The organism is Gleimia sp. 6138-11-ORH1 (assembly GCF_024814355.1).
GTDB lineage: Bacteria > Actinomycetota > Actinomycetes > Actinomycetales > Actinomycetaceae > Gleimia.
The window spans coordinates 349993-364279 of the sequence record NZ_JANUXV010000001.1 but is presented as its reverse complement, the minus strand read 5'-3'; the positions used below and the strand labels follow the sequence as shown (position 1 = coordinate 364279).

The window sequence follows — 14287 nt, the reverse complement described above, 5'->3', positions numbered from 1 at the left end:
ATGCACTCGAAATCTCAACCTTCCATCTGGCAGCTCACTAAAGCTGGAGTGTCTATAACCAGTAAATTCCTGGTGATTCCTATATCTATTATCTTTATCCAGTCAATCGTTAAGGGCATATTAAACTACCTTGGCATAAATGATTCTGAGGCCTCAGATTTAACGTTTAGCTGGAGTTTAACCGGGTTTATTTCAGTTCTGGCAATCCACACGGCGCATTATTTGATGATCCCTAGGATAGCTATTCTTAGCGGTGCTACTGAAAGAACTAATAAACTATCGGTACGTTTAACCGGTTTATTGTTCATTGGCTTTTATATCTTAACTTGGTTTGTAATCTTTGCGGCGGAACGATTTTCACAGACTCAGGGGTACAACTGGAATGTAGAAACTATTATCACCGTTTTAGCTGCTTTCTTTATCGCAGACCAAGCTGCCTACACTTTCTCAGCTATCTACCTAAAGAGTACTTCAAACTCCCAGCTAATCTTCCTGATTATTATCTATTCGCTACTCTTAGCAGCTATAGTTGCGTGTTTAGTTATGATTCTAGTCTTCAACAAAATAGGCTACGTTTTTGATTACAAAACGCTACTATTTGCTTTCCCGTTAGGATTCCTTCTGTTATCTGGCTTGCTATCACTTAACGCTCCGGTAGTTCGCAGAGCTTAAAAGTTCCAGCTTATTCCAAAAGGTTCTGGCTGTTAGCTGATTAACTTGGATGTGGGAAATAAAATGTTTTCCACACCCAAGTTCAATATAAGCTCTGAGGCATACCGGATATAAGGGCGAGAAGATAGAGTCCTGAAAGGATTTTCCCGCACTCCCCTAAAACCAGGGGACATATTCTTTGGATTTAACAGATTCCCTAAAAGGATTTTCCCGCACTTCCTAAACGCATCTAAAACTGTGCTTTTAGCTGGTATCGCAGTAAAAAGTCCACCTTTCGTAGCTTTTAGGTTAAGGAAACGTTGTGTGCTTAACTTTTGCAGGTCATGCACCGCCCCGTTTTTCGGCTAACTACAGGTTCGTAAATCCGGGTATTCAAATCGCTGGAATATGCAACTCCCCGTTTTCGGGGAACTACAGGTTCCGCGCTCGGCTAACTACAGGTTCCGCGCTCGGGTAGCTACGGTAATCATTAGTTTTTCTAGGGCGTAAACTGGGTCGCGTGATTCACCTTTGACTTCCGCATCTGCGGTGGCACAAGCCTTGATTGCTTCTCTTAAAGCGGCTTCTGTCCAGGTGCGCAGCGAAGCGCGGGTTTTATCGATAATGAAACGGGGCATTCCCATGTCTGCGGCGGGGCGTCTGGGAATGGTTGAGACTTTCGCTAGTTGTCTTAGCTTAAAAGCCATGGCTCCCGTAAGTGCTGGGCCGGTGATTCCACAGGCGAGGGCGTGCCGCAAATCTGTTAGAGCTTTAGCTAAGTCTCCGTCAATAGCAGCTTGAACTACTTCGTATCCGTCTACTTCTTTTTTCCCCGCTTGATATTCTTCGATGATCTCACTGGTGATTATTTCACCTGGATAGTCGCCTACAAGTTGATTAGCTACGGCCAGGATTTCGGGTAGTTCTGAACGTAGCGCAGCTACCAGCAGAGCTGCTGCGTCGTTATCAATCCGTCCTCCTGCGGCACGCACTTCGTCGAGGACGCATTTTATACGTTCTGAGTCATTATTTAGTTTCGGAGCTATATAAAACGGGATTTGTGCAGCCTGGAGGTCGGTCAGGAGTTTACGTGCTCCATTTCCTCCGTTATGACGTAAGACTAGGGTTACTTCTGGCTCAGTATTTTTTTGATAGTTTAAAATGTCAGCCACCATTGCGGTGGAGGCTTGTTCTACCTGTGGAATGTAGACGAAACGGCTTTCTGAAAAGAGGGAGGGTGAGACTGCTACCCCAAGTTGTCCGGGTTCGTAAGTAGCTGCTTCTAAGAGGGTAACTTCGGTGCCGGGGTCTTTGGCTAGAAGTTGTTTGCGGAGCAATGCCACTGCCCGGTCAGCAAACAGTGGTTCTTCAGCTTTTATTACTATCACTGGGGCGGGGATTATCTTACGCCAGTTTAGGAGCGTGGCATCACTGTTTTTATTTTTTGCGAACCTGGGTTTTACTGCCATATAGATAGCTTCTCATACCGCGGTGACATATTAAACTGAACCCGACTAACGTGTACTGTCCGATCAGTGCCCACCAGGCAGATTCGCCTTCTAAATGGGCGCCGGGAAGTTGCGCTGTGAAACTTATCAAATCCAGCTCAAGTTGGGCAAATACTTTCACGATTTGCCCTAGCCAGGTAGCAAGCGTTGGTGAGATTAAGCTGGTTAGGAGAATGAAGATTCCTCCGCCTGTTATTAGGGGAACTAACGGCGTTAATAAGATGTTCACGAAAATACCGTAGGTTGCGTAGCTTCCCATTTGACTTACGGTAACTGCGCTGGTTACCAGTTGTGCATAGATTGGTACCAGGATTATGGGTCTAAGTAGTAGCCAATATTTTCTGATGGTTGTTTCGTTTTCAAAGTGTTCTATTTTTTGTCCGGTTATGGTTACTCCTAGTACCGCGAGCGTTGCCAGTGCTGAGAGGAGGAATCCGGTTGAGTATGCTAGCCAGGGGTCGTAGGTGAGCCAGATTAAGATGACGATTGCGAGGGAGTTTATTCCTTGGGTGTGGCGTTTTAGCTGGGCTCCGAGGCTGGTTAGTCCGAGCATTGTTGTGGCTCTGAGGACGGAGGGCTGCCAGCCGACGCTAATGATTACGATTGCTAGTCCCAGTAGGGTTAGTTTTGTTTTCCTGCGGGGTTTTCCGGGGATGAGGGCTTGGGTGGTTGCCATTAGGATCGCTAGGTGTAGTCCGGAGATGGCGATGAGGTGGGCGGCTCCGGCGTGGCGGATTTGTGTGCGGGTTGTTTGTTCTAAGCCGGAGAGGTCGCCTATGGTCATGGCGCGGATTAGGGCGCTGCTTTGGGTGTTGTCCAGGTGGGTTTGGAGGTGGTCGGCGACTTGGTGGGCGAAGCTGGTTTTGAGAATGTGGTGTTCTTTTACTTTGAAGGTTCCTTGGTTGGGTGGTTGGCCGTCTTTTTTGAGTTGTCCTTTTACTAGGACTTTGTCGTTGGTTTTGATTTTTCCGAGTTCTTTACCGGTTAGGGTTAGTTGTTGTTTTTGGTCTTGGTTTAGGCGGGCTGGGAGTTGGTAGCCTTTGGTGGTTTTGTTGGGGGCGCGTTGGGCGATGATTTCGATTTGGCATTGGTTGAGGCAGGTTTCGATTAGGGTTGAGTTTTGGTAGTGCTGGTGGTGTAGGTGGGCGTTGAAGGTGGTGATTAGGAGGATTGCGGCGGTGGTTGCCAGTAGTAGTTTCTTTGTTTCTGCTGGTGTTTTTGCGTGTTTGGGGGTGGTTTGGTAGTGCTGGTTGGTGTAGTAGATGAGTGCGGTGGTGAGTAGGAGGATTGTGCTGATTAGGTAGGTTGGGGAGGTTCCGTTTAGCGCTAGTAGGCAGGCTATCCAGGCACTTAGGGTGGGGATAGTTAGGGATAGTTCCAGGGCGCGGTGGTTTTTCATGGGCAGAGTTGGTCTTTGATTTTTTGGTAGGTTTTCATGCCGATTCCTTTTATGTTTAGTAGGTCTTCGGGGTGGTTTAGTCCTGTTTCGTTGCGGTAGCGGATGATGTTTTCGGCGGTTTTGGTGCCGATTCCGTTTAGTTCTTGGAGTTCTTTGGCGCTGGCTGTGCGGATGTCGAGGCAGCGTTGGTTTCTTGGGTTGGGTGATTTGGTTTCGTTTTTTGCTGGGTTGTTTTGGTTGCTGATTTGGTAGTTTCCGGTTGGCTGGTTTTTGTTTTGTGTGGGGATGTGGATGTGGTCGCCGTCGTTTAGGTGGGTGGCTAGGTTGATGTTGTTTTTATCTGCGGTGGGGTTTAGTCCTTGGGCGGCTTTTACTGCATCGTTTACGCGGGCGGGGGTTGTTAGTTCGTAGAGTCCGGGTGTTTTTACTTCTCCGGTTATGTAGATGGTGATTGTTTGGTTTTGATTTTTCGTGGGGTTGTTTTCTGGGTTGGGGTCGTTTTCTGGGCTGGTTTCATTTTCTGGGCTGGTTTCATTTTCTGGTTTTGGGTGGGTTTTGGTTTTCCCGAGGGCGGTGGAGCTGGGGTTTTCTATCGTGTCTGAGGTGTTTGTTGTGTGGGGGCTTTGGATGGTAGGGGTGTTTTGGAGGTTGTTTTGATTGGGTTCTTTTTTGCTGAGGTTCCAGAGGGAGACGATTGTCACTAAGCTGAGCATGAGGATTAGTCCGATGGCTGCTCCGGGGGAGATTTGTGCTTTTAGGTGTTGGCTTTTTTGGTGTAGTTGTTTGATTCTTTTTTGGAATCTGCTGGGTTGTTTTTGCGTGCTTTGTGGTTTCATCTTGTTATTATGCGAAGTAAGAGATTTCGATACTTCGGTGGGGATTTTTTGCTGTGGACAACTTCTTTTGGGAAGCGCTTGTGCACAGTGACTGACGAGTTGAAAGTTAAGGTAAGACTAGATATGTACGGCTTTATTGGGGCAGGTAATATGGTATCTGCGATTGCTATGGGAGGGTTTAAATCTGGTTTCTTAACCTCAACGAACTGTTTGTTCACTGATAAGAGTGGTCAGCGGGCTCCGCAGTTAGCTGCCGTTTTAGAAGCTGGTTATGTAGCGGATAATCGGGTTTTAGCTTCTCAGTGTGACGTGATTGTGCTGGGGGTTAAACCTCCGGTTGTTTTAGAGGTTTTGCAAGAGCTTTCAGATATTTTGCAAGCTGAACGTCCTTTAGTTATTTCCCTGGCAGCGGGGATTTCTTTAGCGGATTTAGAAGTTGCGGCGGGCGCGCAGGTTCCTGTGATTCGGTTTATGCCGAATGTGAATGCGTCGCTGGGATTGTCTATGACGGCGCTTTGTGCGGGAACTTATGCTACAGCTGAGCATGTTGAGTTAGCCACTGAGTTTGCTGGTACTTTTGGTGAGTGTGTTGAGATTGCTGAATCGTTTATGCCTGTTTTCACGGCTTTAGCGGGTAGTTCTCCGGCGTGGATTTTTGAGATGATTGATGCTTTTGCCATGGCGGGGGTTAAACATGGGCTTTCTAAAGCGGTGGCAACGCAGATTGTGGCTCAGGCTTTTAGTGGGAGCGCAAGTTTAGTTTTAGATGGGTTGGCTTCGCAATCGGCTACCCCTAATAATCTTATTGATCAGGTTTGTTCTCCGGGGGGTACAACTATTGCTGGTCTTTTGGCGTTGCGTGCTGGTGGGGCTGGTACGGCGATAGCGGATGCGGTGGCTGCCTGTATTGCCCAAGATGAAAAGTTAGGAGCAAGAAGATGAGTGTTGTCCCTTCCCAGAATCCGGATGTTTCTAAGGCTGAGTATGTTTATCTTCAGCTTAGGGACGATATTTTAACTGGGGTTTTGGCTTCTAAGGAGCGGCTTGTTTTAGATCGGTTGGCTCGCAAGTACGATGTTTCAGCGGTGCCGGTAAGGGAGGCAATCCGCCGGTTGGAAGCTGAGGGGCTGGTTAATTTTAAGCGTAATGTGGGGGCGGTTGTCACTCCGGTTTCTGAACGGGATCTTTTAGATTCGTTAGAGACTTTAGCGGTGATTGAGTCCTATGTGACGGGTGTTTCTGCTGCATTGCTTGATGATGCTGAGATTGCTGAGGCGGAGGCGTTGAATGAGAAAATGCGCGCTGTGGTGCGGCATGAGTTTTCTCCGGATGCTTTTTCGGTTTTAAATGCGCAGTTCCATCAGTTGTTGGCTTCTAAATGCGAGAATCCGCGGCTATTGAAACACTTACAGCAGGAGTGGAATCAGCATTCGATTCAGCGTTTAGCTAATCATGGTTATACTTTGGATTGGTGTGTTCGTTCAGTTACTGAGCATACTGAGATACTTAAGTTGGTTAAGGCGAAGGCTCCTAGTCATAAGATTGAGGCTTATTGTCGCGCTCATAATATGCGTGTAGTTAAACAGCTCACTGCGCAGGCAACTGCGCAAAAGAGTCTTTGATTTGTGCCAAGATTAGAGTCGGTACTTGTTTTTTGGGAAACAGAGCTGGCTAAAAAAGTGGCTTCTTTCACGCCCAGCTGTTTTTCTTAAAATTTAGTTGGGAAACTTGGCATTATCCAGGTAAATTCATTCTGTATAGTTTTTACTGGCATTTCCCCTTTGGGTGTTTTTCTCGAGGGCGGAAGAGACACTGTAATAGTTAGGAAAACGAGGACTCGATGACCTCTCACGCAAGCGATTTAACTCGCCTCCCCGCGCCCACTGTCCCTGAACGGGTTAGCGCTGATGGTTTAGAAACTAAATGGACTGATAATTGGGCAGGTTCTGATGTCTATGCGTTTAACCCTCAGACGACTCGTTCTGAAGTGTTCTCTATCGACACTCCTCCTCCAACTGTTTCTGGTTCTTTGCATGTGGGGCACGTTTTTTCTTATACGCATACGGATACGATTGCTCGTTATAAGCGTATGCGCGGTATGAATGTTTTTTACCCGATGGGTTGGGACGATAATGGTCTGCCTACGGAACGTCGTGTACAGAACTATTTTGGGGTTCGCTGCGATCCTTCGTTGCCGTATGATCCTGATTTTGTTCCTCCGCACCAAGGTTCTGCGACCTCGATTAAGAATAAGGATCAGAAGCCGATTTCGCGGAAGAACTTTATTGAACTGTGCCAGCAGCTAACTGAGGAAGATGAAAAAGGCTTCGAGGAGCTCTGGCGTCGTCTGGGCCTGTCAGTGGATTGGAATACGCAGTATCAGACGATTGGTACTAAGGCACAGCGGGTGGCGCAGGCTGCTTTCTTACGTAATTTAGCGCGGGGGGAAGCTTACCAGGCGGCGGCTCCGGGTCTTTGGGATGTCACTTTCCAAACTGCGGTTGCCCAAGCTGAGCTTGAAGCTCGTGAGTACCCTGGTTTCTATCATAAGTTGGCTTTCCATGCTGCTGATGGCAGTGATGTGGTGATTGAAACTACCCGTCCGGAGCTTTTACCGGCTTGTGTTGCTTTGATTGCTCACCCAGACGATGCGCGTTATAAGCACCTGTTTGGAACTACGGTTACTTCTCCGGCTTTTGGTGTTGAGGTTCCTGTTTTGGCTCACCCGGCTGCGGAAATGGATAAGGGCGCTGGGATTGCCATGTGCTGTACTTTCGGTGATTTAACTGACGTACAGTGGTGGCGTGAGTTGCAGCTTCCGCTGCGTTCGATTTTAGCTAAAGATGGTCGTTTGGAAGCTGAAATTCCCGAGTGGATTACTGCTCCAGCTGGGCGCGATCTTTACGCGGCTTGCGCGGGGGCAACGACTTTCACAGCGCGTAAGCATATCGTGGAGCATTTAGCTGCCAGCGGGGAAATGTTGGGAGATCCTACTCCGACGCAGCGTATGACTAACTTCTTCGAAAAGGGCGATAAGCCTTTGGAAATTGTTACTTCCCGCCAGTGGTATATCCGCAATGGGGGTAAAGATTTTACTCGCCCAGGTGCGGTTAAGAATCTGAGTGAAGAATTGGTTTCTCGGGGTGAAGAACTTAATTTCCATCCTGATTATATGGCGGTTCGTTACGATAACTGGGTTAAGGGGCTTAACTCTGACTGGTTGATTTCCCGCCAGCGTTTCTTCGGGGTGCCACTCCCCCTTTGGTATGCGATTGAAGCTGACGGCTCGATTAACTACGATCGGGTTCTCACTCCAGCTGAAGAGCAGCTGCCGGTTGATCCGACGATTGATGTTCCTCCGGGTTTTTCTGCAGATCAGCGTGATCAGCCTGGTGGTTTCGCAGCTGAAGTTGATATTATGGATACTTGGGCGACTTCTTCGCTCACTCCCCAGATTGCGGGCGGCTGGCTATCGGACGAAAAGCTTTTCAAGAATGTTTACCCTATGGATGTGCGCCCGCAGGGGCACGATATTATCCGCACTTGGCTGTTCTCTACGGTGGTGCGCGCTCACCTAGAGTTTGATGCTTTGCCTTGGAAGCATGCTTTGTTGTCCGGGTGGATTTTGGATCCTGATCGTAAGAAGATGTCTAAGTCTAAGGGTAATGTGGTTACTCCGATGGGCCTGTTGGAAAAGCATGGTTCTGATGCGGTGCGTTACTGGGCTGCTTCTGCTCGTTTGGGGACTGACACGGCTTTCGATGAGTCGCAGATGAAGATTGGCCGCCGCTTGGCTATTAAGGTACTGAATGCTTCTAAGTTCGCACTTACTATGGGGGCGGAAGCTGATTTGGATCTTAACCCGGTAAATGTAACTGAGGCTTTGGATCGTTCGGTTATTGGCGAGCTGGTTAAGGTAGTTGAAGCTGCAACGAGTGCTTTTGAGGTCTTTGATTACACGCGCGCGTTGGAAGTTTCTGAGACTTTCTTCTGGACTTTCTGTGATGACTATTTGGAGCTTGTTAAGGAACGTGCCTATAACCGCGATGGTTTGTGGAGCGTGGGACAGTCACTGTCAGCTCGTTCAGCTTTAGCGTTAGTGGTAGATACTATGGTGCGTTTATTTGCGCCGTTCTTGCCATTTGCTACTGAGGAAGTTTGGTCTTGGTACCGTCCGGGTTCTGTACATGAGGCTGCTTGGCCAACTGCTGATTCTTTACAGTCAGCTGCGGGTAATCCAGCGATTTTAGAGGCGGCTTCTAAGGCATTGGTGCGGTTGCGCCGAGTTAAGTCTGAAGCTAAGGTGTCTCCGCGTACTCCATATTTGCAGGTAGTTTTGGAAGCTCCAGCTGCTTTGGTGAGCTTGTTGGAGGCTTCTAAGGATGATTTAGCGCGAGTTACTCATATTCACGGAGAGTTTTCTATCTTAACTTCTGCTTCTGAGGAAGTGACGATTCGTGAGTATTCTTTGGGAGAGGCTCCCGCAAAACAAAAGTAAGTTTAGTTATTCTCCCGGTTTAGAGCCATGTTTGAGAGTTCGTTGGTCGCCCTCGGGAAATTTTTCGAGGGCGTTCCAGCAACTACCAAGCTAGACGCCGTTAAGTGTGTAAGACTAGATACCGTTAGGGTATATAACTAGATGCCGCTAGGTGTGTAAGGCTAGAGGATATTTGCTAAACGCCCGTTAGTTGGGAAAAGTAGGATTTTATGTTGGAAGATACGCTAGCTCAGGCAAGTGCTGCTGAGGAAGACCAGCCAAAGACAACTACTGAGGTGCTGGAATGGCACGGTCCGGTGTTGGAAAAAACCGAGATGCATATGACGATTCCTTGGATGATTCGCCGGCGTATCCAACGTTCTCCGAAAGCACCGATTATTGCGCGGAAAACCCAGATGGGGGCGAATTGGCGCAATATAAGCGGCGTAGAGTTTTTAGAGGAAGTAAATACTGTAGCTCGTGGCTTGATTGGCATGGGCTTAGAACGCGGTGACGCGATTGCGATTATGTCGCATACTCGCTACGAGTGGACTTTGTTAGATGTGGCAGCTTGGTCAGCTGGTTTAGTGGTGGTCCCGATTTATGAGACTTCTTCAGTTGATCAGGTGGCGCATATTTTGCAAGATGCGCAGGTTAAGCTAATCGTAGTTGAAACGATGATTTTAGCGCAGTTAGTTCAGGCAGCGCGCACTTCTTCTTCTGGTAGTTTAAAGGTTCTTTCTTTAGATAACTCTGCGTTGTTGAAGATCACTGCGGCTGCGCAGGACGTTCCTCTTTCTGAGGTTGAGGCTCGGATTGAGGCAATGACTATCGCAGATTTAGCGACGATTGTTTATACTTCCGGTACTACTGGGCTTCCTAAGGGAGTGGAACTTTCCCACGGTAATTTCACGGTTTTAGCGCATAACGGGCACTCTTGGATGGGTGAAGTAGCCAACCATAAGCGTTCTCGGTTGCTTTTATTCCTTCCTTTGGCTCACGTTTACGCGCGTTTTTTGGAAGTTTTCCAACTTACCGGCCAGGGAATTTTGGCGCATACGCCTAATATTAAAAACCTTTTAACTGATTTAGAGTCTTTTAGACCCTCTTATTTGCTGGGTGTCCCCCGCGTTTTAGAAAAGATCTATAACTCTGCTGAGCAGGCGGCTTCTTCGGGGATGAAGTTAAAGACTTTCCGCTGGGCAGTTGCTACTGCGATTGCTTATTCAAAGGCTTTGGATACTGCTGAGGGCCCGTCTAAGACTTTACGAGCACAGCATCGTTTAGCGGATATTTTAGTCTACCGAAAGTTGAAGGATCTTTTAGGTGGGAACTGTAAGTACGTGGTTTCCGGGGGCGGTCCTTTAGGTGAGCGGCTGGGACATTTTTACCGCGGCTTAGGGATTATCGTTTTAGAAGGCTATGGTTTAACTGAAACTGTGGGTCCTCTGTCGGTGAATACTCCACGTGTTTCTAAGATTGGTACGGTGGGGCCTCCGATTTCCACGGTGGGTGTGCGGATTTCTGATGAGGGTGAGATTTTAGTTAAGGGCCCTACGGTGTTCCGCGGTTACCACAATATGCCTGCGGAAACTGATGAGTGTTTTACGCAGGGGTGGTTTAAGACTGGAGATATTGGTTATTTGGATCGGGATGGTTATCTGCGGATTACTGGCCGAGCTAAGGAACTGATTGTGACTGCGGGTGGTAAGAATGTGGCGCCCGCGGCTTTGGAAGATCCTTTGCGGGCACATCCGCTGGTTTCTCAAGTGGTGGTAGTTGGCGATCAGCGTCCGTTTATCGCCGCTTTGCTTACCTTAGATTCTGAGATGCTTCCCGGCTGGTTAGCTAATCACGGTTTACCGCCGATGACGGTTTCGGAAGCTGCGCAGCACTCTGAGGTGCTGCAGGCTTTGCATCGGGCAGTGGAGCGCGCTAATGAATCTGTGTCTCGGGCAGAGTCGATTCGTAAAATTACTATTTTGGATACTGATTTTACTGAGGCTAATGGGTTCTTAACTCCTTCTATGAAGGTTAAGCGTCGGGCGGTACATGAGGCTTTTGCTACTGAAATCGATAAGATTTATGGCGGGCCAATTCCCGATGAGAACAGGTAGTTAGTTTATTTGGGCTTGTTAAGAATGCTTAACAAGCCCAAATTTTTAATCACATTTTTAACCTAATTTTAGATTTTTGGAATATATTTTTTATAGCAGTTGTTTATCTACTTGAGAACTGATTTATTACGATTGGAAAGCTAGGTTTAGCATGACTACGACAATGGTTGAAACCGGTGTTAGCCCCACGCGCAGGTGGTTGCGGATGCCTTCATTTACCGTGCAGATTTTCTTAGGTTTAGCGGTGGGAATTCTGCTGGGGTTTGCTGCAATCCATTTCGGGGACGGTAGCGACGCCCTACCGTGGCTTGAGGGAACCTTGCACTGGGTGGGCTCTAGCTTTGTGAGCCTTTTAATCGCGCTGGTTCCTCCATTGATTTTCTTTGCGATGGTTGTTTCAATTAATAACTTACGCGGGGTTACTAACGCAGCAGCTTTAGCTTGGAAAACGCTTTTGTGGTTTGCAATTACGGCGTTAATTTCGGTTACTATCGGGATTTTCTTAGGGATTGTTTTCCAGCCTGGTTTACATTCTTCGGTTTCGGCTGACCAGTTAGCGCAGCCCAGCCGCGTGGGTGGGTGGACTGACTTTATTAGAAGTATTGTGCCTTCTAACTTCCTGGGGTTGGAAGTTAGTTCATCATTAAATGGCGATACGGTTAATACTCGGTTAAAGTTTAATGCGCTACAGGTATTGTTTATTGGGATTGCTACTGGTTTAGCAGTGCTTAAAGCTAAGGATGCGGCGCAACCTTTTGTGGCTTTTGCCGAGTCGGCTCTAAAAGTATTGCAGAAAATTCTTTGGGGTGTGATTCGTTTAGCTCCGATTGGTACAGCTGGTCTAATCGGATATGCGGTGTCTCATTATGGTTGGGCAAAAATCAGCACTTTAGGCTGGTTCGTGGTAGCCATTTACGTTGGTTTACTGATTGTGGGCGCGATTGTATACCCGGTTTTACTGAAACTGCATGGCATTTCCCCAGTTGATTTCTATCGGGGTGCTTGGCCGGCGATTCAGCTAGGTTTCGTTTCGCGTTCTTCTTTAGGTACGTTGCCGGTAACTCAACATGTTGCGTCCGAGAATTTGGGGGTACCGTCAGCTTATGGTTCTTTCGCAACTTCTTTAGGAGCAACTACTAAGATGGATGGTTGCGCGGCGATTTATCCGGCGATTGCAGCTATTTTTGTGGCTCAGTTCTTTGGGATTGAGCTGGGGCCATTGGAGTATTTCTTAATCGTTTTCGTGGCAGTTGTGGGTTCGGCAGCTACTGCCGGTTTAACTGGGGCGACTGTGATGCTCACTTTGACGCTTTCTACTTTGGGTTTGCCTCTCGAGGGCGTTGGTTTGCTGCTGGCGATTGACCCGATCCTGGATATGGGGCGAACCGCGTTGAATGTGACCGGTCAGTTAGTGGTTCCGGTGATTGTTTCGGCACGGGAGAAGATTTTGGATCGGCAGGTCTTAGAAAAGTAGTTTTGGGTATTTGAGCGGAGCTAGTTTGCGTGAGCGAACTAGCTCCGCTTTTACGTTGAATTGTTGTAGACGATTGACAAAATATAGTAGACCTATTACATTTTCTATTAGGGACATTACGAAAAGGAGCAGAAATGGTAATCAGTGTTTCTGATTTACACTTCTCATACGGAAAACGATCCATTTTAGAAAACCTAAATTTTGAAATCGCCGAAAACGAAGTGGTCGCCCTGCTGGGCCCTAATGGGGTTGGCAAAACAACCCTCCTTGACATTATTTTAGGACAGCTCAATCCGCAAAATGGTTCAGTGAGCGTCCTCGGGAAAACACCCCGCTACCAGGACGCAAAGTTTTGGATGGAGATTGGCATTGTCCAACAGCATTGGCGCGACCACCCGAAATGGCCGGTAAAAGATCATCTTGAATGGGCACGTTCTCTGTACCAGGCGGCGGGTAAAAAACCAAAAACTGTTGCGGAAGCATTAGCAGAAGTAGATGCCAGTGAGCATATTAACCAGCCCCTAGCGAAACTCTCTGGTGGCTTACGTCGGCGTATCGATTTTGCTACCGCTACTTTAGGCAATCCAAAACTACTTATCTTAGACGAGCCATCTACTGGTTTAGATGTGGAGGCCCGCCACAATATCCATCAGCTTATAGATCAGGCGACCTTAAATGGAGCCACTGTTTTATTCACTACCCATGACCTGGATGAAGCTGAAAAAGTCGCGTCTCGGATAATGATTTTGAACTCGAAACAAATCTTAGCTGATGACACTCCCTCCCACCTACGCACTAAACACACCCCTTTGGCGCAGATTTCTTGGAAAGATTCCGCTGGGAATACGCAGGTACATGCCACTAATGAAGTGGAAAAATTCGTAGCGCAGCTTCCACTTACACAAATCAGTGAATTAACTATCACGCGCCCCACTTTAGAAACAGCTTATTTAGATCTGATGAGCAAAGGTGAAAAAGATGATTAAAGAAATTCTTAAAGCTACTTTAATCCAGGTAAAAGCAGACCTACGCCCACAATTTAAGGTAGGTGGCCTGCTTTCTCTACTATTCACCCCCATCCTTTATCTGGGAATATTTTGGTACAGCAGCAGATCGGGAAATAGTTTCTCAGAGTTTTCCCTTGGTTCTGTTTTAGCGGCTTCTTTGATTGGCGGCTACGCAAGTTTTGCCTGCATTCAGCTCCCCCAAGAGATGTATATTGAGCACCTTAATGGAACGCTTTTACGAGTTAAATTTCTCCCCTTCGGGATTCCAGCTTGGATGATAGGGAAAATAGTTTCCCTTAGTGCCGTCACAATCTTCCAAATCGTCTCTTTATTCGTAGGAGCAGCATTCCTCCCCCCAGATTTTAGTTTCAGTTTCACCCAGTACCTGCTTACCCTGCTGATTTTACTCATCGCAATTTCTGCTAACACACCGATCGCATTCCTATTTGGAACCCTTACGCGAAACACTTATGCAACTTTAATTGTTTATGCAGCAATGATAGGGATCTTTTCGCTTTCCGGCGTGGTGTTTCCGATTACGTTACTTCCTGGTTGGCTTATGTGGGTGGCTTATATTACCCCAGGCTATTGGGCGGCATACTTAACTCGGAGCATTTTCTTAGATACTGGTGCCCGCACATTCTTTGGGGATAGTTTAGGCTATGAATGGCTAGCGTTGCTTCTTTTAGTAGCATGGACTATTCTAGGCTTCACGGTAGCATCTTTCGCAATCTGGCGTACCTTTAAGAAAGAGACCACCTCAGTTTTGGTTAGTCGCCGTCATAAAGTTGATTCCCAGTTAGGAATGTAACGGAAAT

General features: G+C 47.5%; 11 protein-coding genes. 8 read left to right on the top strand and 3 right to left on the bottom strand.

The genetic code is table 11. The annotated features are described in order from the left end of the window. Positions 1-672 (top strand): hypothetical protein, encoded by a 672-nt coding sequence (locus NXS08_RS01505; RefSeq protein ID WP_259136398.1) that lies wholly within the window; start codon positions 1-3, stop codon positions 670-672. Between the two features lie 434 nt (positions 673-1106). On the opposite strand, the gene holA is transcribed toward NXS08_RS01505, so the two are convergent. The 3 genes from holA to NXS08_RS01490 are packed head-to-tail and all read right to left on the bottom strand — an operon-like array spanning position 1107 to position 4394. Next, positions 1107-2120, bottom strand: coding sequence for a DNA polymerase III subunit delta (holA, locus tag NXS08_RS01500; RefSeq protein ID WP_259136396.1), 1014 nt, complete (start codon positions 2118-2120; stop codon positions 1107-1109). Continuing rightward, positions 2089-3558 (bottom strand): ComEC/Rec2 family competence protein, encoded by a 1470-nt coding sequence (locus NXS08_RS01495; protein ID WP_259136394.1) that lies wholly within the window; start codon positions 3556-3558, stop codon positions 2089-2091. The genes holA and NXS08_RS01495 overlap by 32 nt, the downstream gene beginning before the upstream one ends. Further along, a complete protein-coding gene (locus NXS08_RS01490; RefSeq protein WP_259136392.1) occupies positions 3555-4394 on the bottom strand; it encodes a ComEA family DNA-binding protein in 840 nt (279 codons plus the stop codon). The genes NXS08_RS01495 and NXS08_RS01490 overlap by 4 nt, the downstream gene beginning before the upstream one ends. 87 nt (positions 4395-4481) lie before the next feature. On the opposite strand from NXS08_RS01490, the gene proC reads away from it, so the two are divergent. The 7 genes from proC (at position 4482) to NXS08_RS01455 (ending at position 14280) form a co-directional block, all read left to right on the top strand. Beyond that, positions 4482-5336: a pyrroline-5-carboxylate reductase gene (gene proC, locus NXS08_RS01485; protein WP_259136390.1), complete on the top strand. Its 855-nt coding sequence runs from the start codon at positions 4482-4484 to the stop codon at positions 5334-5336. Then, positions 5333-6016, top strand: a complete 684-nt coding sequence (locus tag NXS08_RS01480) for a GntR family transcriptional regulator (protein WP_259136388.1) — start codon at positions 5333-5335, stop codon at positions 6014-6016. Before proC ends, NXS08_RS01480 begins: the two co-directional genes overlap by 4 nt. A 218-nt stretch (positions 6017-6234) precedes the next feature. Beyond that, positions 6235-8892, top strand: coding sequence for a valine--tRNA ligase (gene valS / locus NXS08_RS01475; RefSeq protein ID WP_259136386.1), 2658 nt, complete (start codon positions 6235-6237; stop codon positions 8890-8892). Positions 8893-9101: 209 nt separating this feature from the next. After that, positions 9102-10988, top strand: coding sequence for a long-chain fatty acid--CoA ligase (locus NXS08_RS01470; protein WP_259136377.1), 1887 nt, complete (start codon positions 9102-9104; stop codon positions 10986-10988). Positions 10989-11139: 151 nt separating this feature from the next. After that, the gene (locus tag NXS08_RS01465) at positions 11140-12462 is read left to right on the top strand and encodes a dicarboxylate/amino acid:cation symporter (RefSeq protein WP_259136369.1); all 1323 of its coding nucleotides are present in this window, start codon (positions 11140-11142) and stop codon (positions 12460-12462) included. A 134-nt stretch (positions 12463-12596) separates the two neighbouring features. Beyond that, positions 12597-13448 (top strand): ABC transporter ATP-binding protein, encoded by an 852-nt coding sequence (locus NXS08_RS01460; RefSeq protein WP_259136367.1) that lies wholly within the window; start codon positions 12597-12599, stop codon positions 13446-13448. Then, complete coding sequence (locus NXS08_RS01455) at positions 13441-14280, top strand: ABC transporter permease (RefSeq protein WP_259136365.1); 840 nt, start codon at positions 13441-13443, stop codon at positions 14278-14280. The genes NXS08_RS01460 and NXS08_RS01455 overlap by 8 nt, the downstream gene beginning before the upstream one ends. Positions 14281-14287 lie beyond the last annotated feature (7 nt).

Coding starts and splice junctions, on each gene's coding strand:
- NXS08_RS01505 (WP_259136398.1), top strand. CDS start 1: ATGCACTCGAAATCTCAACCTTCCATCTGGCAGCTCACTAAAGCTGGA.
- holA (WP_259136396.1), bottom strand. CDS start 2,120: ATGGCAGTAAAACCCAGGTTCGCAAAAAATAAAAACAGTGATGCCACG.
- NXS08_RS01495 (WP_259136394.1), bottom strand. CDS start 3,558: ATGAAAAACCACCGCGCCCTGGAACTATCCCTAACTATCCCCACCCTA.
- NXS08_RS01490 (WP_259136392.1), bottom strand. CDS start 4,394: ATGAAACCACAAAGCACGCAAAAACAACCCAGCAGATTCCAAAAAAGA.
- NXS08_RS01480 (WP_259136388.1), top strand. CDS start 5,333: ATGAGTGTTGTCCCTTCCCAGAATCCGGATGTTTCTAAGGCTGAGTAT.
- valS (WP_259136386.1), top strand. CDS start 6,235: ATGACCTCTCACGCAAGCGATTTAACTCGCCTCCCCGCGCCCACTGTC.
- NXS08_RS01470 (WP_259136377.1), top strand. CDS start 9,102: ATGTTGGAAGATACGCTAGCTCAGGCAAGTGCTGCTGAGGAAGACCAG.
- NXS08_RS01465 (WP_259136369.1), top strand. CDS start 11,140: ATGACTACGACAATGGTTGAAACCGGTGTTAGCCCCACGCGCAGGTGG.
- NXS08_RS01460 (WP_259136367.1), top strand. CDS start 12,597: ATGGTAATCAGTGTTTCTGATTTACACTTCTCATACGGAAAACGATCC.
- NXS08_RS01455 (WP_259136365.1), top strand. CDS start 13,441: ATGATTAAAGAAATTCTTAAAGCTACTTTAATCCAGGTAAAAGCAGAC.